The sequence below is a fragment of the Stenomitos rutilans genome (genome assembly GCF_059505485.1).
The window spans coordinates 61,239-84,199 of record NZ_JCACKR010000049.1 but is presented as its reverse complement, the minus strand read 5'-3'; the positions used below and the strand labels follow the sequence as shown (position 1 = coordinate 84,199).

Here is a 22,961-nt window from a genome sequence, read left to right as displayed (position 1 = left end):
CAATATAGAAGATGTTTCAATCATTAGATGTTTCACTTATTGGTGATCTGATCGTTATGCCGTCTCCATCCTGGTTGCCATCGCTCGTCTGGACAGATTACCGCCTCGCGGTTCTGTTTACCGTTTTGATTCCGCTGGCGCTTTTGCTCTGGTCCTTTGTTGCCAAAGCCGATGCCATACAGAGTCTACTCATGATCTATTGGCGTGTTTCAAGTCTGCTGGCAATCACGGTGTATTTGTTGATTGGGGCGCTACCCGTTGGTTTTTTATCTGGTTGGCTGGCACGGATTTTAATCCCAGTTTCTCTTTGGTTTTGGGCCGATTTGAATGAAGAAATTTCGGAGCAGCCCTCTAGTCGCCTGAAGTGGGGTTTTGTTTCGTGGCGCTGGGCAGTCTCTCTGTATTGTGGTCTTGGCGTGATCGCCCAACTTCCGGTGTTACGCTGTGCGCTGATGAGTACCGATACCCTGATCAAGGAGCCGTTTTGCCGCCTCTGGCTTGATCCACCCTGGGCCTTCAGAGAACTGTTTCACCCTACCACAAGACCCTTTTTCTTAGGCTTTTTGGCCCTGGTTGGTCTGGCGATTTATGTCTTGTATCTGGGCTACTTTGTGGTGGTGCGTTTAGGCAGACAGGGCCGATCGGCGACCGGGCAGTAAACAGATGGCTCCATCGTTAGACACCTCCATCCATCGATTAGAACGGTACACCGAGAAGCAGCCAGAGGTGCTACTCGTCACAGCTATGGTAGAGGGTGAGATCGATCAGGTTGCTATTTTTCGAGGGTTTTCGAGTTCTTTGGTGCGATCGACGGCGTTTGATCCGGATCTTCCGATGCTAGCTGAGAATGCAGTAATCCAGTCCATCGATCGCCTACAGAGTCCTTATGATCCCAACCATCCTCGCTACATCCAACAGGGGCTGACCTGGGAAACAATACAGCCACTGCTTGAGTCCGTAGGCGTATAAAGGCTTGCAGGTTGGTTGTCCGTATCAGACTGTTAATTAGAGCGGTGCTGGTGAGTGGACGCTTACTTTTAAGTGGTGAGATACAGTCGCATTTCTAAAGAAAATGTTATCCTCCACTGTGAGTGTGTTGTGAGGGGTTATTTAGTGTATGGTTCAATCTCCTGTGAGGACGCAAGAGTCCGATAGCATTGGCTTAGCGCTACCGCAGCCATCATCGATCGTCGAACGGGCGCGATCGCCCATTTCAGCTACACCATTTGTTGATTCTGCGCTAGAGTCTGCTTTAGCAAACGCTGGCTCTGGGTGGGTTGGTCTCAAGCTTCCAGCCAGTCGTCTGTTTGGTACAGATGGTATTCGTGGGCGGGCTGGAGAGCTGCTAACCGCGCCACTAGCCTTACAAATTGGGTTTTGGGCAGGGCATATTTTACGATCGCAGGCTGCCAGTACAGCGCCTATTGTCATTGGTCAAGATTCGCGTCACTCTGGTAATATGCTGGCGATGGCGCTTGCATCCGGGTTGAATGCCGCCGGACTAGATGTTTGGAATTTGGGACTCTGTCCCACGCCTGCGGTCGCTCATCTGACCAGCACGTCAGGCGCGATCGGGGGTGTGATGATTTCTGCCAGCCACAACCCACCCGAAGACAACGGCATCAAATTTTTTGGTGCTAGCGGCAGCAAACTATCGCTGGTGCTGCAAGAACAAATTGAAGCGGCACTACGAGGCATCGGCACAATTAAGGGAACAGATGGCACTTCCTACGGGCAGCACTACTACCGCTCCGAACTGCTGAATGACTACCTGACTTCGATTCAGCAGCCCCTACAAGCAAACGCAGCAGCACAGCCTCTGCAAGGCTTGCGAATCGTCTTAGATCTAGCTTGGGGAGCCGCTGTACATTTAGCGCCAGAAGCTTTTCGAGCGCTGGGGGCTACGGTCATTTGTTTGCACGATCAACCCGATGGCGATCGCATCAACGTTAACTGTGGTTCCACCCACCTGGCAGCACTGCAAGCGGCTGTGCAGGAAAATCAAGCGGAGATTGGCTTTGCGTTTGATGGGGATGCCGATCGCGTGTTGGCAGTTGATGCCAGGGGACGTGTCGTCGATGGTGACTATATTCTTTACCTGTGGGGGCAAATGCTGAGGCAGGCGCAGCAGCTACCCAAAGACACGATCGTGGCAACGGTCATGTCTAATTTGGGCTTTGAGCGTGCCTGGGAAAAGCAGGGTGGCAAGCTGATTCGTGCGGCGGTGGGCGACCAGTACGTGCATGCCGAAATGGTGCAACATGGCTATGCGTTGGGAGGCGAACAGTCGGGGCACATCCTCTGTAGCCATTACAGCGTCAGTGGTGATGGCTTGTTGACAGCACTCCATCTGGCAATGTTGGTGCAGCAGTCAGGCGGATCGCTGGCGGCTCTGATGGATCAGAGTTTTCAAACCTATCCACAACGGCTGCAAAATGTGCGCGTTGAAGACCGCGATCGCCGACTCCATTGGCAAAACTGCGATCCCCTTCAGCAGGCGATCGCTCAGGCAGAAACCGCAATGGGCGACCAGGGACGTATTCTCGTCCGCGCCTCTGGTACCGAACCCGTGATTCGCGTCATGGTCGAAGCTGCTACACATGAGTTGGTAAATCATTGGACGGGTACACTTGTCTCTGTCGTGCGGCAACACCTTGTCTAAAACCCACAACACTTGACCTGTGGAAAAGGCAAAAACCGGGTTCTGGCGTAAAGATGCCGTTTGGGCATCCAAGTCCAGCAGCCCGGTTTCGTTTTGCAATCATTCGCGGAACGCTGGAAGCAGCTTGATCCTTCTGGAGTCAACAGGTGAAGCAAGTTCAATGGGCTACCAGCAAAAATGCCGCCACCATGCTAGTTTGGCTGCTGTTGTGGGCACTCTGATCGGGATAGCGATGACAGATTAGACTGAAATGAGCCAGACTTAAAGAGCCTGTTTCAGCATTAGCTGAACTTTAGCGAAGGCACGCGAAAGCCTTCAGTGAGGAGATGTTAAGGCTCAAAAAGTTTCACTAGAAGTCTTGCTGTCATAGTCGATCGTCAAGTTTTGTGCGAGCAAGTTGAATCTTTGTTAACAGCATCAAGAACGGTCGTTTCCTACAGGCGTTCCTGATACCATGCAAACAACTTGTGCATCGTACTCAATCCAAGTGGAGAAACCCCTATGGCGCTTGAACGGGATTGGGAATCGGGACAGGATCAAGAACGCTGTTTGGAGAAGCTGCTTTGGGCAGTGGAGCAGTTAGGAGGAGATGCTGATCCCGGTCGCTTGAACAAAACAGCCGCACTGGTGATTCAAACGATGACAGGCCCGTGGCGCTTCTTCCACACGCCTGAACATATTTTTGAGGTGGGCGCATCGGGGGATGCTATTGAAGTCTTGGCGGCCTTATTTCATGATCTGGTGTACGTTCAGGTCGATCAGGGCGTTAGCGTCAATATCAGTGGCTATATCTCTGCTTTCGTGAAAGAAATCACGGGACAGTTGGTGATTCGCGATCGCACCGAGCTACCGAATGATCCCCTGTTTGACCTGGTGACGCACTTGTTTGGTTTTGTGCCTGAGGAGGTGCTAAAACCCGCTGCGGGCCAGAATGAATTTCTCAGTGCGCTCATTGCCGCTAAATCGTTGGAACACTCGCTTGAGGCAAGACACATTGCGCAGGTCGTTGCCTGTATTGAGGCGACCATCCCGTTCCGCAGTCTATCTGAGGCGGGTTTGAGTCCCAGCGATCGCCTTTACGCGCGGTTGCAAGAGACTAATGCCAGCATGGGCTTTGGTTGGGATGATGAGGAAGTGAGCTACATCGTCCGGCGATCGGTACGACTCGCCAATCGCGATGTGGAAAATTTTGCCTATCCTTCAGCCGCAGATTTCCTCGACAATACCTGGAACCTCTTGCCTGAAACTAACCATGACTTGACGAATGCCAACTCTTACACGGTGAGCGGCTACCGGAGTTCACTGCAAAAGATGGAAGGCTTCATGTACTTTCTGAAGCCCGAACTGGTGTTCCAGATATTTCAATCGGAACCGCCTGTAGAGGTGTATCAACAACTGATCGCACGAACCCAACGCAACCTGGAAGTAGCACGGCTCTATCTCGGCAGTAAGCTGCTGTCGATCGCCGTCATCGAGGCCCTATCACAGCGACTTGGACGCGATATTCCCCTGGCAACGATGATGGGTGAACTCTCGTCTCAGGGGCGATCGGTGGCGCAGCTAGAGAACTTTTTACCCTACGTGGTGATGACTGTTGCACCCAGTAACGCGATCGAAGAAGACGTGTTGAGCCTGGTTGAAAAAGGCCGTGGGCAATCATCCTCCTATGACATTAAAAATTCACCTGTAGCAACCTATATCATCAAATCGATCGGGTTCTCGGAGTCGCGACGGTTGCTTGTCCACGCGAAAGATTTCTTCAAAGGAACGCTGACCGCAGAAGCCTTTTTAGCTGCATGCGATCGCACCGTGGTTGACACGATTACAAACGGGATTTTGCAAGTGTTTGAAAGCCGCAAAGTAGCGATGCGCGGACTTCCTGTAGAAAGTAGTGTGTGAAGCAAAGGTAGAAAGTAGAAGGCAGAGGGCAGAAGGTAGAAGGGAAAAGGAAGGAGTGGGGAGTCGGTTAAAGGCAGATGGACAAAGGCTAAAGGGCTAAAGGCTAAAGGATGAGGGCTTAAAGGCTAAAAAGCTGATGGCTGACCGTTGAAAGCTAGAGAACTGACCGCTGATCGCTCTTTAATAGGACTTACGCAAAAGCGGTCATCTTTCGCCCCCTAGCCCCCAACTTTGGGGGAACCGTCTCAATCAAAGCCCCCAAGATTGGGGGTTTGGGGGCAAATGCGTAAGTCCTATTTAACTCAAAACTCAAAACTTCTCCGCTGATTGCTAAAGCAGTTATTGGTTTTTAGAAGAGAACTGATAGCTGACCGCTAAACGCTTTGCCTGATTGCGTCTTTTTCCTCCTGATTGATTGAAAAAGACGGCGTATGATCTTAATCCGGCCCCTTTTAGCTTGAATTACGCTACCATGATGAGATTGCTGTTGAGAGCATTGCCAGTCGTCAGTTGGGGCACGATCGTTGCCGCTATTGTCATTGCCAGCAACCAGTTCACCGCGAGCAGAGCGATCACCGCTGATCCACCCAGATCCGAGCCACCCAAAACGATACTGCCCGCTAATCTGCGTGAGACCAATATCTGGACACGGGCACTGGGAACGACCAAAATGCCTTCACCGTGGCGTGTAGCTCCCTGTGATAGCAAGAGCAAGGCTCCCCTACTTTGTGTCTATGATCAGAAAACCCTGGTAGGCACCGTAGAAATGGGTACGTTTCTCCTCAGCAGTCGGGCTGATCTGAAGCAAAAGCTGACAGATGCAGGGATTCCTGCTAAAGCAAACTACGCTGACCCACAATACCGCAGCCGGGTTTTGACGGCTCTTAGGGCATGGGTTGACGATTACTACACCACCTTTAGAACCGATCGCGCATCCGCATACGGCAAAACCATTACCTTCACAACTCAACCACCCACACAAGTCACGATCGGCAAACTAACCGGACTACACTACAGCTTTGCAGGGCTGAAGCAGAACAAGGACATTCACGAACGGCACATTGGTTACGTGGCCTTTGATGGCTCGACGCTTTACGTCATCACAACGGCGTTTGATGCCACATCTGAAACGGGCAAATTTAAGACGCTGGCAGACTTCCAGCGGTTTGAACCTCACCTCGCCAAGCTATTGCCCAAACTGCAATTGCCGATCGCTGCCTCAGCAAAGCCCTCGGTCGATCGTTAGTTCCTGACGCGATCGGAGAACGAAAACGCTAGCAGAGGCTATGGTTTCAAGCAACGTGGCTCTTTAGTAGCCTGAAGCAAGACGAGCATTGCTTTAGCTGCTCATATACAACACAGTTTCTGATGTTCTATCCCTTTTTCCATTCAGCTTCTGGAATACTGGCGCTTATCATGATGTTGCGTAAGGTGCCGATCGGGAGGCTTCTACCTTTGTGATAAGGCACGATCACTTGAAGGTTCCGTTCCAGATTTCGCCACTTTCGATGACTTCCTTTTTGAGACACCAACTCAAAGCCATACCTTGTCAAGATACGTTCTACATCAGCGGCATTCATCGGTCGGATACGAGTCATCCCACCAGAACCTCGCGTACAACCGCGCCTGATTTTAACTCGATTTGATCAGGTTCTAAGTAAAGGGTAATTGCTTCGCGGATGTTTTCTAAGGCTTCTTCTTCCGTTTCACCGGCTGATACACAACCAGGCAATTCTGGACACCAAACTGCCCAATCTCCCGTTTCAGGATCGGTTTCAAGCACAACACGCCATTTCATCTTATTGTCTCCTTGAATTGGTGATGGCTAAATTTCAAAACAATGCTTGAAACGCTTCATTTTGTCGAAGTCGATCGAAGTCTGGGTTGTATTTTGCCTCCAATCGACATCGACGAGGCGCATATTCAATCGCCCGTCGCAGAGATTCAATAGCTAAGGCATCATGACCCTGTAGAGCATAGCAACAAGCTTTACCGTAATGTCCTCCTTCATCCTCTTTCAAGTTGAGGGCTTGCTCACAAAGATCTAAAGCTTCTGCGTAGCGACCTACACGAGCCAAAACAATGCCTTGATTGGCTAAATATAAGGGTTCTTTTTTATCAAGATCCCTTGCTTTTTTGAGATTGCTAATAGCTTCTTCATGCCGTTGTAAAAAGCTCAAGCATAAACCTCTTGAGTTCCAGACACCAGTATCACCCTTTGTAACTTTTAATGCTTTGTCATAGCTAGTAAGTGCCTCTTCATATCGCCTTAGCTCCCGTAAGACATCACCTTGTCTTGCCCAAACTTCGTAGGCATCAGATTTGCATTCAAGCGCTTTGTCATAGCTACAAAGCGCTTCATCATAGCGCTCTAGATTTTCTAGAACATTCCCCCGGTCACTCCAAGGTTTGTAGTAATCAGGTTTGAGCTCAAGCGCTTTGTCATAGCTACAAAGCGCTTCATCATAGCGCTCTAGATTTTCTAGAACAAGACCTCGATTTCTCCAAGGGTAAGCATCAGGTTTGAGCTCAATTGCTTTGTCAAAGCTATCGAGTGCTTCCTCAAAGCGTTTTAGCTTTCGCAGTACAAGCCCTCGGTTATTCCAAATTCCATAGTGATCAGGTTCAAGACCAATTGCTTTATCAAAGCTATCGAGTGCTTCTTGAGAAAGGTCTAGGCTATCAAAAGCATCACTAATATCAAGGAAGAGAACACTGCTGAACTCCGGATAAGCCAAAGTAACAATTTTCTCCGCTTCCTCCTTTGCTTGTCTAACTAAAGTAAGTTGCTGATTAGGTTGGCATCGCACCATTTTGCTCATTAATCCCGCATACTTTGCCAATCCAGTGAGATGATCGGTTTTCCGAAAGCAGCTTTCCAGCGCTGACTCAATTTGAGCTTTAATTAATTCATTTTTTTGATTCTTAGCGGATTCAGGCTTTTCAAGGTTAAATTCATACTGATCTGGATGATTCCCGATCACTTGCCAGCCAAACATAATCGCCAATTGAATGCTGTCTAGAAACCGTTGCGTATCTTCAGGCAACAGTTTATTGTCTTTGGGCTCTGCTTCGGCGGCGACTGCAATGAAGGCGGAGATCGCAACATCGGGCTGTTTGAGGTGTGCGCCTTCAAAAAAGTAGGTGAGCAGTCGAAACTGTCCTTTATCTCTGTTAGCGAAAAGAGCATGATAGGCTGTTTCGGCAACATATCTGCGCCAATCTGAGTTTTCATATCTCGCTGGAGCAGGTTGATCGTGAGCGACTTCGTGATCTGCTAACTGCTGAAAGTATTGAGCTAATTGATCATGGACGTGACGAAAGCCTTGCTCGTCTACCTTGTGTTGTTCTGCGCGGATCACATCGCGTGCGACATCATCAATGCGATAGGTACCCCGAACTACAAAGTCTCGATCAATCAGCCAGTCAAACCAGTCAATTTGGGCTTCTGTTACTTGATTCTCAAGAGTTAAATTAGCCTCTACCAGATACTGAATCATTGGACGATCGAACCAGCGGCAGTGAGCTGCCAGGCGTACAGCTTGCTTCTGTATAGGAGTCAGTCCATCCAGTAGTCGATCGACAATTTCGTCGTTGTCGCGCAAAGCATTAAGCGATCGTCCATCTTCCTTCTGGTCTTTGATCAATTTAAGAAAATAGGGAAGCCCTTTTGATGCTTGCGTCAATCGGCGGACTTCGTTCGGTTTATCAATGCCGATCGCCCTTAAATATGCTTTTGTTTCACTCGGAATGAATTTCTCAAGCTGACGCTCATAAATTAGGTTCCAGTGATGCTGAAACATCCGCTGATAGCGTTTATTCTTCAGCGAGTAACGCCCTGCCATCACAATACGAACGGGGTAGGTTTGCAGCGCTGTGTCTCCCAGAAGGTATTTACACAGGAAGACATCAAAATCCGATGATGCCTTCTCGTAAGTATCGAGTTCTAACACAATGGGGTGTTGCTGCGCTTTCTGAATTACCCCTGCTGCAAAAGCTTGCGTCAGCTTAGGCAACGGGTCTAGCATTAGTTCCTGCAACTCACGCTTGTTCTTGGTTGCCCGATGCTGTTTCACCAACTGTTCCAGTCGATCCTTTTCCGACAAGGCCAACGATGCGACATCCACAACCCCCTCAGCCGCTTTACCAAATTGCTCCGCCGCTTTCTCTGACAGTTGCAATGAAGCAAGCATCTTGACGGCACCGCCAACTAGCTTTTTAACCAGACTCACCTGCTCTGCGCTGGCGGCACCTTTACCATCAGCAGATTCCGTTTCTAGTTTGTGCAGCGTCTCTCTGTACTTTTGGCATAATTCCGTAAACGTGTCGTCGCCCCAGCCATCATCCGGCAACTGCTTATACAGATGCTCCATGAGTGCCAGTGGGCTGTCTACTTTGGATGTAGAACCAAAAAAAGCTCTGGCAAATTTTGCGTCATTTGCATACGTTTCCCGCAATTTGTCTAAAAGAGTGGACTTACCAACGCCCCCGATACCATAAGCATAGAAGACCAGAGGGTTTACCTCCGGTTGTTTTAGTGCTTTGCCAAAATTGTCTAGCAGTTTTTGGGCTGACTGACGGGAGATATAGGGGTCTAAATCGGTCATATCAACGTTGACGGTTTATCTTTTCACACATTCTAGCCCTCCTATCACTGCGATCACCCTCTAACTCTCACCTTCCAATCCCTGAACTCGGAGCCTCAACCTTTTTGCTTGAAACGCCGACCTCGGAACCTGGAACGCCGACCTTTTAACTCGGCACTTCAAGCTTAGAACTCGGAACTTCGACTGTTTTGCTCCACTCATCGAGCTTTGTACTCGACTAATGCAGTTCTGAACTCGAAACGCCGAGCTTTTTGCTGCAACCGTCCAGCTCTGAACTTCAACCTTGGACTTCTAAAGCCAAAGGCTCAGGCCATTTACAAATCTTGCCTCGGTCTTTTTGCTTTCGCGTCGCTGGTGTATCTGCAATGGTGAGACAAACTTCGGTTTCCTATTCGCCTTTTCAACAACCTCACTTTTGTTCGTGCGACAATGCTCACAGGTGAAGACAAGCAGCAACCGCTATGAACCCAGACTTTGAGATGCGCCGTCTGTTGGATGTGATGCCAGCCTCTGGTCGCATGGCAACAAAGCTAGTCAGCAAACCAGAGCAACGGCTCGTGGTGGATAGCACCTTTCCCATGCCGTGGGTGCGCGATCGCCTCATCTGGATTAACTTTGATCTGTGGGATCGACTCTCTCGCCCTCAGCGCGATCTGCTCATTCTCCGCACCGTGAGTTGGCTGACAGGCGTGAAATGGTTTCGTCCCAGCCTCTATCAAGGTGTCGTGCTGGCAGGCGTTGTGGGCGGCATTGTAGAACTGGTGCAGGGCGATCCCGTTGGCATCATTGCCGCAGGTGGGCTAACCGCGATCGCAGGCACCCAGATCTGGCGAAGTAACCGCAGCACCCAAACCGAACTGGATGCAGACGAAGCTGCCCTGCGTGTTGCTCAACGTCGTGGTTACGAAGAAACCGAAGCCGCTCGCCATCTCCTGACCGCCATTGAAGCCGTTGCCGAGATTGAAGGTCGTCCGTTGAACTTTACCGAACTCTTGCGATCGCAAAATCTGCGATCCCTGTCTGGACTGTCACCCGTTGGAGTCCCCGATCGAGTGCGGCAGAATTGAGAAAGGGTACCGGGGGAGGCAGAGGAAGCAGGGGAGGCGCGGGGTAATTCGCAACTCAAAACTCAAAACTTTTAACTCAAAACTCCCTCACCCCTCACCCTGGTGAATTGTCTTCACCCACTTCAGCCGCTTAGGGCGAATTGCGAGGCGCATTGTTGTGACGGCAACTACTGGCAACCAGTGGAACATATACAGTGTGCCAAAAAGCGTGTGAAACAACAGTCGTAAAGATGAGATTAACTGCTGGCTCACTGCACTCCGCTTTGGTAAAAGTATCTCTTGCGCCAGTTGAGACGAATTTTTCACCTGCGATCGAATCTGCCGCAGTCCTGCTACAGTACCGAACACCGACAGCGCCAGTGTAAGCGTCGTTAGTGGGGTTACGAGCAAGGGACGATTGCGTAAAAGAGACATCAACAGATCCGGCACGATCGCCGTGGGCAGCAAATACTGAATCACCCAAAACATGAAGAGGTCGATCGTTTTGCGGGTGCCCATCCGGTTGCGCAGAATCGGCTGCCAATAATCTAGATAGCGCTGGTAGCCTCCCTCAGCCCAGCGGCTTCGCTGATGCCAGAGCGAGATCGCCCGTGTAACACCTTCTTCTTCAACGGCTGGTACCGCCATAAAATCAACGTCCCATTGATCGAGATGCAGCCGAAACGTGAGATCCAGGTCATCGGTGATCGTCGCTTCATTCCAGCCACCGCACCGTTCCAACGCTTCACGACGGACAAATTGACCATTCCCGCGCAATTCACCAATACCGCCGATCGCAATGCGCTGTCGCTGGTAAAACGAATCCAGTGCCATTTCAGCGACCTGACCACATGTCCAGCCGTTTTCAGACCCGTTGGAAACCGCTTTTCGGACCTGTACAGCCCCTAAGGCTTCGCGCTTAAAGAGCGGTAAGACCCGCAGCAGCATATCTTGCGAAACCTGGGCATCCGCATCAAAGACGGCAATAATTTCTCCCCTGGTCAAAGGCAACACCTGGTTTAACGCACCTGACTTGCCGCCGCTAGCATTGGCTGAACGGTAAAAGACCCGTAACTGCTCATACTGCTCTGTCAGTTCTTGGAGTAAGAGAGGGGTCTTATCGGTACTGTTGTCATCAATTACCCAAAGCTCATAGCATTGAGCCGGGTAATTCAATGCGCATAGTGTTTTGACTAGTCGAGCAATGACCGCTTCTTCATTCTTCGCTGCCACCAGAATGGAAACCAGAGGAAACACATCCTCCTCTGTATCTAATAAAGGGCCAGGGACAGGCAACGGACGTGACAGCAAAATTCTGACGGCCTGAATACTCATCAACGTTGTCAAGCCAATGATGACCCAATACCCCCACGTCACAAGGTGCAGCGCGATCGTGCCACTCCAAATGCAAACCAGCGCCACCGCTGCTCGTCTTCGTCGGTTTTCACCGCGATCGGGTTGATGAGATGCGCCGTCTGCTTCAGGCAGATCAGAGCGATCGCCTAACAACGAGTGAAGCGGTTCAAGCTCGCTGTAGGAATCGTTTTCGGGCCAGGAACTCTCCGGCATAAGTTACTTGATTCAACCACCAATATTTGTCTAAACCTTTGAAGAAGCTCGGAATCAGATAACACCAAACCGTGCAGCCTTCACACACGGCTAGCTTACCTTGAGATTGCCGATAGTCCTCTACAATTTCGGACTGCTTGTACAAGTCGTAAAGCCGCCCGTTAATGGGCAAGCCCGTCTGAGCAAAGTGATAGCAAGGCAACAACAGTTCGTCGTGCGGCGAAATGGCAATCACAGCATCCACCGCTTTACAACGAGGTTTGCTAGTATCATTCCCACCAGCCTCAATAAAGGCGAGTGCTGCTTTGTTATAGCCCACATTGCTGTACTGTTTTGCCGCCGCCTCGATCGCTGTCACCAGCTCTGGTGTAGGATTCTTCTTCGAGTTGTAATTGCTGTGTGCGGTAAACGCTGGATTAAGCCAAACCCGCGCTCCTATCTGCTGTCCCAATGCGGCTACTTCACCAATGCGCTGGTAGTTCTGCGCCGTTACCGTATGATTCAGCACCGGAAATTCGCCTAGCGAGTGTGCGATTTGAACGGACTCAACCAGAGTGTCAAAGATTTTCACCCCTCTCGAATGATCATGGGTTTCAGCATCAGCACCATCCAACGAGAAGTTGAGAAAATCGACTAACCCCTGCATCTCTTTGGCACGCTTGGGATAGAGGATGGTATTGGTGGTCATGCTCGTCACAAACCCTTGCCGCTTGGCTTCGGCAAAGACCTGTGCCACATCTTTCCGCAACAACGGCTCGCCGCCCGTAAAGTCTACATACTTCACGTTGAGCCGTCTGAGATCTGCCAAATTTTGACGAATCGTGTCAAAATCTGCCTCTTGCTTAGGCTCTAGCGCCCAGATGTCACAGAAGTGACACCGAGCATTACATCGGTAGGTCAGGTAGTAGTTTGCAACCAGAGGTGCCATAAAATATCTAACGTTTAGTCCCCACTGAACTCACAATAAGTCGATCGGGTAAGGAAGACAAGCATTTAACTATAGAGTATTTTCAGGGGAATCGTTGGCAGGCTGTTGTTTAGCTCACTGGCTGCTTAGAACAAAAGCATAACCGCTAGAGGCTTGCAGACGTGTGGTCATAAGCTACGACAAGGAGGGTTATCCCATGATTGCTAACAGGTTACTGTCTGCTTTTTTTGGGGCATACTGAACTATCGCAACGTGAGCAGATCGACGTACTTTAGGAAGATTGAGCATGTCCATCGACAAACTTCAACCCGCCGCTAACCAACATGTAGGCGTTTACGTGCCCTACTACCCACAGGCAGCCAAGCGATCGCACCTGCCCCTGGCAATTAGCCTCTACCAAAAAGGGGCATTAGAAGGTCAGCGGAAGATTGAAGGTGGCGAAAGTATCCCCTTCATTGCCACATGGAGTGTGTCAACCTTACCTGCTGACTTGACCCGTTGCCGCATCCAGTTTGATGGCAACGCCGATCTCAGCTACGAACTCATGATGGCGAATTTTGAGTTCATTGATTTTCTCATTGACGTGATTCTCAACTTTAAACGCGCTCACCTGGCAGACTTTTCGCAAGCGTTCTATCGTAAGCTCATGCGGTATGACGAGTAGAGAGGAGGCTAGGGAAGCAGGGGAGGCTAGGGAAGCTAGGGAGGCAGGGGAAGCAATTCAAAACTCTTTCTCCGCTCCTCCATTTCCCTTTGCTATCTTATCTTCCTCCGCTCCCCCCGCTTCCCCCGCTCCTTTTGCCCCGTTTTTCTCATGGATATTCTCCAGATCCTTAAAGACGACTACCAGCGCTTTCCAGACGAGCAGACGTACAGCATCTACGCTGAGGATGTGTACTTTAAAGACCCAACGAGTGAGTTTCGGGGGGTCGATCGCTACCAAAAAACGATCGCCTTTATCCAAACCTGGTTTCGCCACTGTCGGATGGATTTGCACCACATCGAGCAAACAGGTGACATCATTCGCACTGATTGGACGTTGAGTTGGCAGACACCTCTCCCCTGGAATCCTCGCATCACCATTCCTGGCTGGAGCGAACTCACGCTAGATGCTGACGGTTTAATTGCCTCTCACGTTGATTACTGGCAATGTTCACGCTTGGACGTGTTGAAGCAGCACTTTCTGCCGAAAACTCGATAAAGTAAAAGAACGTAAACAATTCTCAGCAAAGGTTCGATCGCCATGCGCGTAATTTTGATGACGGGCAAGGGGGGCGTAGGCAAAACCTCCGTTGCAGCGGCGACTGGACTACGCTGTGCCGAACTGGGCTACCGTACGCTTGTTCTCAGCACCGACCCCGCTCACTCTCTGGCAGACAGTTTTGACCTGGAGTTGGGACACGATCCTAAACTGGTGCGTCCCAACCTGTGGGGAGCTGAACTGGATGCCCTAAAAGAATTGGAGGGGAATTGGGGTGCAGTAAAGCGCTACATCACCCAAGTTCTACAAGCGCGTGGTATGGAAGGCGTGCAGGCAGAAGAACTCGCCATCCTCCCCGGCATGGACGAGATCTTTGGTCTAGTGCGGATGAAGCGCCATTACGACGAAGACGAATACGATGTGCTGATTATTGACTCTGCTCCCACTGGCACCGCATTACGGCTACTGAGCCTGCCAGAGGTGGGCGGCTGGTACATGCGAAAGTTCTATAAACCGTTTCAGGGTATTTCCGTTGCGTTGCGTCCGCTGGTAGAGCCGCTGTTTCGACCGATCGCAGGCTTCTCTCTCCCCGACAAGGAGGTAATGGACGCGCCCTACGAGTTCTACGAGCAAATCGAAGCGCTGGAAAAAGTGCTGACCGATGCCACCCAAACCTCGGTACGGCTGGTCATGAACCCCGAAAAGATGGTAATCAAAGAATCGCTGCGTGCTCATGCCTACCTGAGCCTGTATAACGTGGCAACCGATATGGTCGTAGCAAACCGTATCCTTCCCAATACGGTTTCTGACCCCTTCTTTCAGCGCTGGAAAGAGCAGCAGCAGCAGTATCGGCAAGAAATCCACGCAAACTTTTCGCCACTGCCCATCAAAGAAGTACCGCTGTATTCCGAAGAAATGTGCGGACTGGCAGCGCTCGATCGCCTCAAAGATACCCTCTACCCCAACAACGAAGATCCGGCACAGGTTTACTACAAAGAAACCACACTGCGAGTCGTACAAGACAAGCAGCAGTACAGCCTTGAGGTCTATCTACCCGGCGTTGAGAAACATCAGATCGAGCTAAGCAAATCCGGCGATGAGCTAAATATTCGCATCGGCAATCACCGTCGCAACCTGGTCTTACCCCAAGCATTAGCCGCCCTCGAACCTGCGGGAGCCAAAATGGAAGACGACTATCTCAAAATTCGCTTTGCCGATGCGGTGAGGGTTTAGAGATGCTGGGGCGATTGCTGCTTGGAGCGATCACACTAGAATAGGGGCAACTCCGGCTCATCGGTGAACCTGGGGAGGGTTGAAATCATTCGGCTACCTGCAATGACAACTACGATCCAAAAGCTAACATTCGAGGCATACCTTGCCTATGATGACGGGACAGATACCCGTTACGAACTCGTTAATGGGGAGTTACGCCCAATGAGTTTGGGAATGGGAAAGCACGGAGCGATTACGGAATTTATCAACGACCAATTTAAGAGCGAAATTAGCCGAGTAGAATTTTCGTGGACAGCTAAGGATATGCGGGTTGGGGTACGCTCTCCTCGCGGAGGACGGTGGGACACGTCACGCAGTCCTGATGTCACCGTGTTGTCAATCGCGCAATGGGACGCAATGGTAGATCGCGAAGCTGTGATTACTCTCAACGAGCCACCACCATTGCTAGTCGTCGAAGTAGTAAGCGAATCGACGAAATCGGCAGACTACCGCGCTAAGTACAGTGAATACAGCGTTCTAGAGATTCCTGAATATTGGATTGTTGATCCGTTAGAAGGAAAGGTAACCATCTGCCAGTTGAACGAAGGTCGCTATGATGAGGCTGTCTTTGTAGACGAAGCGTTGATTGAATCTCCTACCTTTCCCGCTTTACGATTAACAGCGGGTCAAATACTCGCAGGAAAACTGTAACAGCCGCGATCGCTCTCTTACGTGAAACTGAACTGCGATCGCTCCTGTGCGTCTCAATTGTTGTCTAAACCGCTGTAGCCCGATTACTTAACCAGCGTTGAAACGATGTTTGACTTTCTCTGGCGGCTGCTCCAGAATCAGGTTCTTGGTGCTTATATCTTCAAGCTGCTTCCAGTGGATGCCACTGCTACCACGGATGAAACACCAGTTGTTGCGCTCTTTGATCGAGCCATGTAGGAGGCGAGGATACCACGCTAATAGTGATGGCGCTACTTGAGAAATGAGTTGAGGTTACCGTTGGTAGGGCACAAACCGATTCAAAACACTGACGCTGAACTGCCCGATCGACAAGGGTTTGCTCACTTCATGCTCAAGGAAATCTACGAGCAGCCAGAGGTCGTGCGTCGATGTCTGGCGGCGTATCTCAAGCCTGATTGGGATGGCCAGGATGCCTCAGTGCTGTCCACTCCCTTTAATTTGGCGCTACCAGAGCAGGTATCTGCTAATGTGGCAGAGATTCAGATTGTAGCGTGTGGCACCAGTCGTCATGCAGGCTTAGTCGCGCAGTATTGGCTAGAGCAACTGGCGGGCATTCCTACCAGAGTGCGATCGGCTTCCGAATTTGTCTCTGGCCCGTTTCCGTTAAGGGCCAATACACTCACGATCGCCGTCACTCAGTCAGGTGAAACGGCAGATACGTTAGCTGCGATCGCGGTGGCAAAACGGCGATCGCCCTCAGATGCCTCCTTGCAATCCTGGTCACTCGGCATCACGAATCAGCCAGAAAGTTCGCTATCTAAAGCAGTTGATTACATCTTTCCAACGCTAGCTGGGGTAGAGATTGGCGTTGCGGCTACTAAAACCTTTTTGTCTCAACTGGTAGTGTTTTGCTGTTTGGCGTTGGAGTTTGCCCTCCGTCGTCGTGCGCTGTCAGTTCAGGACGCGATGCCATTGATCGGTGCGCTGCGATCGCTGCCCGACCAGATCGAAACACTGCTTAACCAACAGCATGAACCCATTCAAATGCTTGCCAAAATCATTGCTGACACAAAGGATTGCATTGTTTTGGGACGAGGCATTAATCATGCAATCGCCTTAGAAGGCGCACTCAAACTGAAAGAAACGACCTACCTTCATGCTGAGGGTTATGCAAGCGGTGAGTTTATGCACGGCCCGATCGCGCTGCTGGATGCGACCGTCTCTGTGATTGCGATCGCGCCTGCTGGCACTGTTTATGCCTCAATGCTTGCCAACGCTCGGAAGGTAAAGGCCAATAGAGCGCCTCTGATTGGTATTACCAATGCTTCCACGCAAGCTGATCACGCCATGTTTGATCATTTGCTGACTGTACCCGCAACCGATGAAAGGCTTTCACCCTTGCTCACCGTCATTCCCCTGCAATTGTTGGCGTATGCGATCGCCGTGCAGCGCAGCTTTGATGTCGATCGACCCCGCAACATCACCAAAACGCTGCTGACGTGAGTGCGATCGTGGTCTTTGGGTTGATGTCTGCTCGCAAGCGATTTGTCACAATGAGCGAAGATGGAGCCGCTTCAGTCGAGACAGCTCAAGCAGAGGCAGGGAAGGGGGACACTTGGATACTTTAACTAGTTTGCTGCTGGGTGTGAGCTTGAGCGCTGCTTGTGGGTTTAGAGTCTTTGTACCACTGTTGGTTGTGAGTACAGCGGCGATCGTCGGTCATCTAGACTTACCAGCAAATGTTGCATGGGTTGGTACGGATCATGCCTTGATTACGTTTGCGGTTGCCAGCAGTTTAGAGGTCGCTGGTTACTACATCCCCTGGTTTGATCATCTACTCGATACAGTTGCCACACCACTGGCGATCGTGGCAGGTACCATTGTGACGGCTGCGACTGCGTCAGATATGAGTCCGTTGGCACAATGGACGCTGGCCGCGATCGCGGGTGGAGGAGCCGCCGGACTGACTAAAGGTTTGTTAAACTTGCTGCGTATCGGCTCGACAGCAACATCTGGTGGTTTGACCAATCCCATTCTCTCGACGATCGAGCTAATGGCATCCATTGGCTTGACTATGCTGGCGATTGCCTTGCCCACGGTCTCTGGTATTGCAGTGCTTACAGTGCTGCTGTTTGTTGGCTACAACGTTTGGCGCTTCTTCAATAAAGATCGGTATCAGTCAGGCGCGATCGATAAAGCAACATCGTCATGATCGTGCCGCTGTCTTGCCGTTGCGTTAGTTTTGAGCGGTAGCCAAAAGGCTTGCATTTATTACCGTTGAGCGATGGATGGATTAACCTGGCGGCAGTAGTCGATCGACAAGCTGAGCCTGACGCTCTACTGTCGCTGCCAGGCGGGCAATGCTTTCATTCTGCTGCGTAGCCGTTTCAGCAATACGTTCCAGGCTTGCCGCTTGCTCTTTCACGATAATTTTTAATTCCGAAAGGTCTACTCTCAGTTCAGAAAAGCCACCCCTCAGTTCTGCGAACCCTTCTTTGAGTTCTGCGAACCCTTCTTTGAGTTCTGCGAACCCAGTGGTTACAACCTCAGTGAGGTGTCCAATCTGGTCTGTGAGGAGATCAAGCTTGTGATGTCCTAACGCTTGCGACTGCAAAAGAGCGTCGAGCAATTGTTGAGTGCTGGGTTGGGGTGGGTCGGTCGTCATCTTACACGTATCAATCATGTCCAGCAGGTGTGACTAGATTGTAGCGGCAAAGCTCTAGATGGCAAGCGATCGGTGTTTCATCCCCATCCCTCATCCCTCATCCCTATCTACCCAAACCGACCTTCCACATAGTCTCGTGTGCGTGTTTCGGCAGGCTGCATAAAGATCTGAGAGGTTGGCCCAAATTCCACCAGTTGACCAATCCGGCTTTCATCGGTGCTAAAAAACGCCGTGTAGTTAGACACGCGAGAAGCTTGCTGCATATTGTGGGTGACAATGACGATCGTCAGTTCTTGCCGCAGCGTGTGGATGAGTTCTTCGATTTTCATGGTGGCGATCGGGTCAAGCGCAGAGCAAGGCTCATCCATCAAGAGTACTTTGGGCTTTACTGCCAGCGCACGGGCAATGCACAAGCGTTGTTGCTGCCCACCTGATAACCCCAAGGCAGATTTGCCCAGATTGTCTTTCACCTCATCCCAGAGTGCGGCTCCTCGCAAGGCAGACTCCACCATTTCATCCAGTGACGCACGGCCCGGACGACCAAACACGCGCACTCCATAGGCAACGTTGTCATAGATGCTCATGGGAAAAGGGTTTGGCTTTTGAAACACCATGCCAATTTTGCGTCGTAGGCGATTGAGATTGACCCGTGGGCTGTAAATATTCTGACCGAAAAACTCAACGATGCCATCGACACGCACCTTTGTTTCGAGTTCGCTGATGCGGTTTAGCGCTTTGAGGAAGGTGGATTTACCACAGCCAGAAGGCCCAATAATTGCGGTTACTTGCTCCTGGTGAACATCCATTGAGATGCTTTCTACAGCTTTTTGACTGCCGTAGTAAAAGCTCAGGTTTTTCACGCTCAAGGCAGGGCTATCCGTGGCGATTGACGCAGCAGTATCAACAGGGTGCATGAAACATTCGTCCTCACTGGATGAGATAGTCTAGCGGTTTGGCAAGCGTTTACGGGTGATGAAGCGAGAGAGAAGATTGGTCAGCAGAACCATACCGACTAAGATCACCGACGCACTCCACGCAAGCTGGTTTTGTTGAACATACGCGGAATTGGCGTAGTTGTAAATCATCACTGATAGCGAGGGTGCTGGCTGTAATAAGCCTTGCGACCAACCTTGCGTAAACAGAGCCGTGAAAATAAGCGGTGCCGTCTCACCTGTTGCACGCGCCACAGCCAACAGTACACCCGTAGTAATGCCTGCTAAAGCAGTTGCAACGACTGTACGCGTCGTTTGAAAGGGGTTAGCACCCAGTGCAGCAGAGGCAAGCCGTTGCTGCATGGGGACAAGCTTCAAGGCTTCTTCAGCAGTCAGCACCACGATCGGTAGCATGATGACAGCCAGCGCAAAACTACCCGCCAGTGCCGAAAATTTGAAGTTCAGCACAATGACAGCATAAGCAAACACGCCCACGACGATCGACGGGACACCGCTGAGAACCAGGATCAAGAAGCGTACACCCTGTGCAAGCGGCGACTGCTTCCCAAACTCCGACAGGTAAATGGCGGTCAGCAGCCCAATTGGAACGCTAATCAGGGTTGCAATGCTCACCATCATGACCGTACCCTGGATAGCATTGGCAAAGCCATTTGGCACGCCTTCTAAGCCAACTGGTGCCGGAAGCGAGGTCAGCACCTCCCACTTGAGATGAGGCGCACCTTCCCACAAAATTTTGAGGAGGATTGCCAGCAGCGGCAACAGCGCGATCGCGGTGCCCAAGAAGGCAAGCAGCGTCATGCCATTGCTTAAAGCGCGACGGCCAGCGGGTAGCGGTGCTGTTAGCTCTAACGCCTCATTTTTCATAGCCGCCTCATTTTCCATAGCCCAGTACCCGCACCATCAAAATTGCCAGCACATTGATTACCAGCGTCAGCACAAACAGAATCAAGGCGAGATACATCAGTGAGCCAATGTGCAAGGGATCGAGCGCTTCGCCAAATTCATTTGCCAGCAGTGCCGGGATGGTGTACCCCACATTGAACAACGAAGGGCTAATCTGCGCGGAATTACCAATCACCATTGTGACCGCCATCGTCTCACCCAACGCGCGCCCCAATCCCAGCATGGCGGCTCCCAAGATGCCCGATACCGATGACGGCAGAATCACCCCAAAAATCGTTTCCCAACGCGTGGCTCCCAGCGACATGGAGGCGGCACGCAGATCGGACGGAATCGCCAACAGCACTTCGCGGCTAATGGCCGCGATCGTCGGCAAAATCATAATCGCCAAAATCACCCCAGCTGCCAGCATGCCAGACCCAAAGGGCTGCGTGCTAAATAGGGGAATCTGCTTGAAGTGGTGGTAAAGCCAGAGCTGAATCGGCTGCAAAAACGGCACCAGTAGATAAATGCCCCAAAGACCAACGATGACGCTGGGAATCGCGGCAATGAGTTCCACCAAAAAGGCGATCGGCGATCGCACCCAGGGCGGCAGAAAATTTTCGCTGGTGACGAGTGCCACTGCCAGACTGATGGGAAGGGCTAACGCCAGGGCGATCGTCGAACTCACGACCGTGCCAAAGATGTAAGGCAGCGCCCCAAATTTCACATTGGCAATGTCCCATTCCTGGCTGGTCAAAAAGCCGAGGCCAAAGGCTTGGATAGCAGGTTGGGCCTGCTTAAAAATCACCCATCCCATCCATAGAAGCGTTAGCACCGTGATGAGTGCAAACCCACGGGTTAACCAGAGAAACCCCTGATTAAGCCAGGAGAACATGCCATCGGTTGCCATAATGTCTGCGCCGCGATCGGTGGACATTTGGCTGGTCGAGAACGTGTAAGCAGATTGAGGCGGTTCGGCTGAACTCATTGGGTGGAAAGTGAGGAGTGAACGGTGAGGGGCGAAGCGACTTGCAAGAGAGTGATGTCTGTTGCTGCCGATAATCTGTTGCTGCCGATAAAGAGTCAGAAGCTGAGTTTCTGCTGATGCAGAGGCATACCAAAGGCTAAATCCGGTTAAAAAACTGAGTGAAAACATCTTTCGGCCAGGAACCATCTCCATGAAGCAATCAACAACCTGAAAGCGTCCTCCAGATCAACCAGAGGACGCTTCAAGCTGTGAATGGGTCGATCGCACCTATGGCTTCACGTTCGCGTTCACATCACTCACGATGCGCTTTGCGTCTTTAGCAGGAATCCGCACATAATCAAGGCTCGCGTTGAGATTCTGCCCGTCGTTCAACACCCAGTTCACAAACTTTTTAATCGCCGCTGCTTTTTCAGGGCTGTCGTACTGTTTGTAAACCATCAACCAGGTCAATCCAGCGATGGGGTAACCATCATTAGGATCACCTACAAACACGCGATTGTTTTCAGGGAACTGTACAGTAGACAGCGCCTTGTTTGTGTCGCGGATGGAAGGGGGCAAGAATTGTCCTTTTTTGTTTTCTACCAGTGCGGTCTGGATTTTGTTCTGCTTGGCGTAGGCATACTCAACGTAGCCGATCGTGCCTTCAGCATTGCTGACTTCCTTCGCCACACCAGGATTGCCTTTACCCTTCAGCGGACTTCCGGGCCACTTAGGAGCGGTGCCAACACCAACCTCAGATTTGAAGGAGGGGCTAACGGCGCTCAGATGGTTTGTGAAGATAAAGGAGGTACCGCTACCATCGGCACGCACGACAGGCTTGATCTCAGAATCGGGAAGCTTTGCACCGGGGTTAATTTTCGCAATTCTGGGGTCGTTCCACTTCTTGATCTTGCCTGCAAAAATGTCAGGCAAGACATCACGAGACAGCTTGAGGTTAGGTACAAAGGGGAGATTATAAACCACGGCAACTGCACCACCCGCAGTGGGAACGAGGATAACGCCTTGCTTGACCTTTTCGATCTCAGCATCGGTCATGGCAGCATCGCTACCACCAAAGTCAACGGTGCCCGCAATCACCTGACGAATACCAGCACCGCTACCGACACCCTGATAGCTCACGTCAATATCGGGATTGGCTTTCTTAAATTCAGCGATATAACGCTCATACAAAGGAACTGGGAAAGTCGCTCCAGCGCCCGTCAAGGGGACTGCCTGCGCGATCGCAGTTAACAGTGGCCCAAGCGCGATCGCGGCAGTTACGGCTGAGGCAGTAACGGCGCGACGGAATGCAATTGCAGGAAATGCCATTTTGCCTTGTCCTCACAAAGAGACTTAATTGTTAGATTGGGTAACAATGACAACCGTACAACTACAGCAGTTAAGTGAAAACCAAAGAAGCTGTAACAGCAGGTTAAGGTTGATTAAACGTTAGTTTAAGACACTCTCCCTATCGGCATATTTTGTTTCAACTCAATGTTTCTGGTCGGCTCGCTTTAACGTGCTGTATGAACATTTCTCGCTCTTCAAGCAACACGATTAGAGGCTGAAAAGCCTTGCTATAAGGTGATTGTCATAGCATCCGGTGAAATTGTGGAGGAAGAGTTATAGTGCTTATATCTCTTTTGTTAACGGTTTATACTGGCGATCGACCCACCCATT

The 22,961-nt window shown here is 50.9% G+C and carries 23 protein-coding genes; 12 read left to right on the top strand and 11 right to left on the bottom strand.

Annotated features, from left to right (window positions below; genetic code table 11):
- Positions 1–56: 56 nt before the first annotated feature.
- From AC5JLP_RS08545 to AC5JLP_RS08525, 5 genes are all read left to right on the top strand, one after another.
- Positions 57–659 (top strand): DUF3177 family protein, encoded by a 603-nt coding sequence (locus AC5JLP_RS08545; RefSeq protein ID WP_496067505.1) that lies wholly within the window; start codon positions 57–59, stop codon positions 657–659.
- Between the two features lie 4 nt (positions 660–663).
- On the top strand, positions 664–969 hold the full coding sequence (locus AC5JLP_RS08540) for a DUF7734 family protein (protein WP_496067504.1): 306 nt from the start codon (positions 664–666) through the stop codon (positions 967–969).
- A 148-nt stretch (positions 970–1,117) separates the two neighbouring features.
- Positions 1,118–2,662 (top strand): phosphoglucosamine mutase, encoded by a 1,545-nt coding sequence (gene glmM, locus AC5JLP_RS08535; protein ID WP_496067503.1) that lies wholly within the window; start codon positions 1,118–1,120, stop codon positions 2,660–2,662.
- A gap of 501 nt (positions 2,663–3,163) precedes the next feature.
- Positions 3,164–4,561 carry a hypothetical protein gene (locus tag AC5JLP_RS08530; protein WP_496067502.1) on the top strand — a complete coding sequence of 466 codons (1,398 nt, stop codon included), beginning with the start codon at positions 3,164–3,166 and terminating at the stop codon, positions 4,559–4,561.
- 472 nt (positions 4,562–5,033) lie between these two features.
- Entirely contained in the window at positions 5,034–5,807 is a 774-nt protein-coding gene (locus AC5JLP_RS08525) for a hypothetical protein (RefSeq protein ID WP_496067501.1), read from the top strand.
- Positions 5,808–5,934: 127 nt separating this feature from the next.
- Here AC5JLP_RS08525 and AC5JLP_RS08520 read toward each other — a convergent pair whose 3' ends face one another.
- From AC5JLP_RS08520 to AC5JLP_RS08510, 3 genes are read right to left on the bottom strand one after another with little or no spacing between them, the layout of a single operon-like run.
- Positions 5,935–6,159, bottom strand: a complete 225-nt coding sequence (locus tag AC5JLP_RS08520) for a type II toxin-antitoxin system HicA family toxin (protein WP_496067500.1) — start codon at positions 6,157–6,159, stop codon at positions 5,935–5,937.
- Positions 6,156–6,359, bottom strand: coding sequence for a type II toxin-antitoxin system HicB family antitoxin (locus tag AC5JLP_RS08515; RefSeq protein WP_496067499.1), 204 nt, complete (start codon positions 6,357–6,359; stop codon positions 6,156–6,158). The genes AC5JLP_RS08520 and AC5JLP_RS08515 overlap by 4 nt, the downstream gene beginning before the upstream one ends.
- Positions 6,360–6,393: 34 nt before the next feature.
- Entirely contained in the window at positions 6,394–9,168 is a 2,775-nt protein-coding gene (locus AC5JLP_RS08510; protein WP_496067498.1) for a tetratricopeptide repeat protein, read from the bottom strand.
- A gap of 461 nt (positions 9,169–9,629) precedes the next feature.
- On the opposite strand from AC5JLP_RS08510, the gene AC5JLP_RS08505 reads away from it, so the two are divergent.
- Positions 9,630–10,235 carry a DUF3318 domain-containing protein gene (locus tag AC5JLP_RS08505; protein ID WP_496067497.1) on the top strand — a complete coding sequence of 202 codons (606 nt, stop codon included), beginning with the start codon at positions 9,630–9,632 and terminating at the stop codon, positions 10,233–10,235.
- Between the two features lie 87 nt (positions 10,236–10,322).
- Here the strand turns inward: AC5JLP_RS08505 and AC5JLP_RS08500 are convergent, their stop codons facing one another.
- The gene (locus tag AC5JLP_RS08500) at positions 10,323–11,783 is read right to left on the bottom strand and encodes a glycosyltransferase family 2 protein (protein ID WP_496067496.1); all 1,461 of its coding nucleotides are present in this window, start codon (positions 11,781–11,783) and stop codon (positions 10,323–10,325) included.
- Positions 11,737–12,711, bottom strand: coding sequence for a radical SAM protein (locus tag AC5JLP_RS08495; RefSeq protein ID WP_496067495.1), 975 nt, complete (start codon positions 12,709–12,711; stop codon positions 11,737–11,739). The genes AC5JLP_RS08500 and AC5JLP_RS08495 overlap by 47 nt, the downstream gene beginning before the upstream one ends.
- A 286-nt stretch (positions 12,712–12,997) precedes the next feature.
- Between AC5JLP_RS08495 and ebsA the strand changes: the two genes are divergently transcribed.
- The 4 genes from ebsA to AC5JLP_RS08475 all read left to right on the top strand — a co-directional run bounded on the left by ebsA (position 12,998) and on the right by AC5JLP_RS08475 (position 15,835).
- Positions 12,998–13,375, top strand: coding sequence for a type IV pilus biogenesis protein EbsA (gene ebsA, locus AC5JLP_RS08490; RefSeq protein ID WP_496067494.1), 378 nt, complete (start codon positions 12,998–13,000; stop codon positions 13,373–13,375).
- 150 nt (positions 13,376–13,525) lie between these two features.
- Positions 13,526–13,912 carry a C6orf136 family protein gene (locus tag AC5JLP_RS08485; RefSeq protein WP_496067493.1) on the top strand — a complete coding sequence of 129 codons (387 nt, stop codon included), beginning with the start codon at positions 13,526–13,528 and terminating at the stop codon, positions 13,910–13,912.
- 42 nt (positions 13,913–13,954) lie between these two features.
- A complete protein-coding gene (locus AC5JLP_RS08480; protein ID WP_496067492.1) occupies positions 13,955–15,145 on the top strand; it encodes a TRC40/GET3/ArsA family transport-energizing ATPase in 1,191 nt (396 codons plus the stop codon).
- Between the two features lie 102 nt (positions 15,146–15,247).
- Positions 15,248–15,835 (top strand): Uma2 family endonuclease, encoded by a 588-nt coding sequence (locus tag AC5JLP_RS08475; protein WP_496067491.1) that lies wholly within the window; start codon positions 15,248–15,250, stop codon positions 15,833–15,835.
- A gap of 87 nt (positions 15,836–15,922) precedes the next feature.
- Here AC5JLP_RS08475 and AC5JLP_RS08470 read toward each other — a convergent pair whose 3' ends face one another.
- Positions 15,923–16,060 carry a hypothetical protein gene (locus AC5JLP_RS08470; RefSeq protein WP_496067524.1) on the bottom strand — a complete coding sequence of 46 codons (138 nt, stop codon included), beginning with the start codon at positions 16,058–16,060 and terminating at the stop codon, positions 15,923–15,925.
- Positions 16,061–16,132: 72 nt separating this feature from the next.
- On the opposite strand from AC5JLP_RS08470, the gene AC5JLP_RS08465 reads away from it, so the two are divergent.
- Both AC5JLP_RS08465 and AC5JLP_RS08460 read left to right on the top strand, forming a co-directional pair.
- The gene (locus AC5JLP_RS08465) at positions 16,133–17,317 is read left to right on the top strand and encodes an isomerizing glutamine--fructose-6-phosphate transaminase (protein ID WP_496067490.1); all 1,185 of its coding nucleotides are present in this window, start codon (positions 16,133–16,135) and stop codon (positions 17,315–17,317) included.
- Positions 17,318–17,429: 112 nt separating this feature from the next.
- A complete protein-coding gene (locus AC5JLP_RS08460) occupies positions 17,430–18,026 on the top strand; it encodes a DUF4126 domain-containing protein (RefSeq protein ID WP_496067489.1) in 597 nt (198 codons plus the stop codon).
- Positions 18,027–18,107: 81 nt separating this feature from the next.
- On the opposite strand, the gene AC5JLP_RS08455 is transcribed toward AC5JLP_RS08460, so the two are convergent.
- The 5 genes from AC5JLP_RS08455 to pstS form a co-directional block, all read right to left on the bottom strand.
- Positions 18,108–18,479 (bottom strand): hypothetical protein, encoded by a 372-nt coding sequence (locus AC5JLP_RS08455; RefSeq protein WP_496067488.1) that lies wholly within the window; start codon positions 18,477–18,479, stop codon positions 18,108–18,110.
- Between the two features lie 107 nt (positions 18,480–18,586).
- Positions 18,587–19,393, bottom strand: a complete 807-nt coding sequence (pstB, locus tag AC5JLP_RS08450; RefSeq protein WP_496067487.1) for a phosphate ABC transporter ATP-binding protein PstB — start codon at positions 19,391–19,393, stop codon at positions 18,587–18,589.
- A 30-nt stretch (positions 19,394–19,423) separates the two neighbouring features.
- Entirely contained in the window at positions 19,424–20,296 is an 873-nt protein-coding gene (gene pstA, locus AC5JLP_RS08445) for a phosphate ABC transporter permease PstA (protein WP_496067486.1), read from the bottom strand.
- A 7-nt stretch (positions 20,297–20,303) separates the two neighbouring features.
- The gene (gene pstC / locus AC5JLP_RS08440; protein ID WP_496067485.1) at positions 20,304–21,302 is read right to left on the bottom strand and encodes a phosphate ABC transporter permease subunit PstC; all 999 of its coding nucleotides are present in this window, start codon (positions 21,300–21,302) and stop codon (positions 20,304–20,306) included.
- Positions 21,303–21,569: 267 nt separating this feature from the next.
- Positions 21,570–22,610 carry a phosphate ABC transporter substrate-binding protein PstS gene (gene pstS / locus AC5JLP_RS08435; protein WP_496067484.1) on the bottom strand — a complete coding sequence of 347 codons (1,041 nt, stop codon included), beginning with the start codon at positions 22,608–22,610 and terminating at the stop codon, positions 21,570–21,572.
- Positions 22,611–22,961 lie beyond the last annotated feature (351 nt).

Excerpts from the sequence above, each read along its gene's own strand:
- AC5JLP_RS08505 (WP_496067497.1), top strand. The coding sequence starts at position 9,630 with ATGAACCCAGACTTTGAGATGCGCCGTCTGTTGGATGTGATGCCAGCC.
- AC5JLP_RS08520 (WP_496067500.1), bottom strand. The coding sequence starts at position 6,159 with ATGACTCGTATCCGACCGATGAATGCCGCTGATGTAGAACGTATCTTG.
- AC5JLP_RS08540 (WP_496067504.1), top strand. The coding sequence starts at position 664 with ATGGCTCCATCGTTAGACACCTCCATCCATCGATTAGAACGGTACACC.
- glmM (WP_496067503.1), top strand. The coding sequence starts at position 1,118 with ATGGTTCAATCTCCTGTGAGGACGCAAGAGTCCGATAGCATTGGCTTA.
- AC5JLP_RS08495 (WP_496067495.1), bottom strand. The coding sequence starts at position 12,711 with ATGGCACCTCTGGTTGCAAACTACTACCTGACCTACCGATGTAATGCT.
- pstB (WP_496067487.1), bottom strand. The coding sequence starts at position 19,393 with ATGCACCCTGTTGATACTGCTGCGTCAATCGCCACGGATAGCCCTGCC.
- pstA (WP_496067486.1), bottom strand. The coding sequence starts at position 20,296 with ATGAAAAATGAGGCGTTAGAGCTAACAGCACCGCTACCCGCTGGCCGT.
- pstS (WP_496067484.1), bottom strand. The coding sequence starts at position 22,610 with ATGGCATTTCCTGCAATTGCATTCCGTCGCGCCGTTACTGCCTCAGCC.
- ebsA (WP_496067494.1), top strand. The coding sequence starts at position 12,998 with ATGTCCATCGACAAACTTCAACCCGCCGCTAACCAACATGTAGGCGTT.
- AC5JLP_RS08455 (WP_496067488.1), bottom strand. The coding sequence starts at position 18,479 with ATGACGACCGACCCACCCCAACCCAGCACTCAACAATTGCTCGACGCT.
- AC5JLP_RS08480 (WP_496067492.1), top strand. The coding sequence starts at position 13,955 with ATGCGCGTAATTTTGATGACGGGCAAGGGGGGCGTAGGCAAAACCTCC.
- AC5JLP_RS08475 (WP_496067491.1), top strand. The coding sequence starts at position 15,248 with ATGACAACTACGATCCAAAAGCTAACATTCGAGGCATACCTTGCCTAT.
- pstC (WP_496067485.1), bottom strand. The coding sequence starts at position 21,302 with ATGAGTTCAGCCGAACCGCCTCAATCTGCTTACACGTTCTCGACCAGC.
- AC5JLP_RS08510 (WP_496067498.1), bottom strand. The coding sequence starts at position 9,168 with ATGACCGATTTAGACCCCTATATCTCCCGTCAGTCAGCCCAAAAACTG.
- AC5JLP_RS08485 (WP_496067493.1), top strand. The coding sequence starts at position 13,526 with ATGGATATTCTCCAGATCCTTAAAGACGACTACCAGCGCTTTCCAGAC.
- AC5JLP_RS08545 (WP_496067505.1), top strand. The coding sequence starts at position 57 with ATGCCGTCTCCATCCTGGTTGCCATCGCTCGTCTGGACAGATTACCGC.
- AC5JLP_RS08515 (WP_496067499.1), bottom strand. The coding sequence starts at position 6,359 with ATGAAATGGCGTGTTGTGCTTGAAACCGATCCTGAAACGGGAGATTGG.
- AC5JLP_RS08525 (WP_496067501.1), top strand. The coding sequence starts at position 5,034 with ATGATGAGATTGCTGTTGAGAGCATTGCCAGTCGTCAGTTGGGGCACG.
- AC5JLP_RS08530 (WP_496067502.1), top strand. The coding sequence starts at position 3,164 with ATGGCGCTTGAACGGGATTGGGAATCGGGACAGGATCAAGAACGCTGT.
- AC5JLP_RS08500 (WP_496067496.1), bottom strand. The coding sequence starts at position 11,783 with ATGCCGGAGAGTTCCTGGCCCGAAAACGATTCCTACAGCGAGCTTGAA.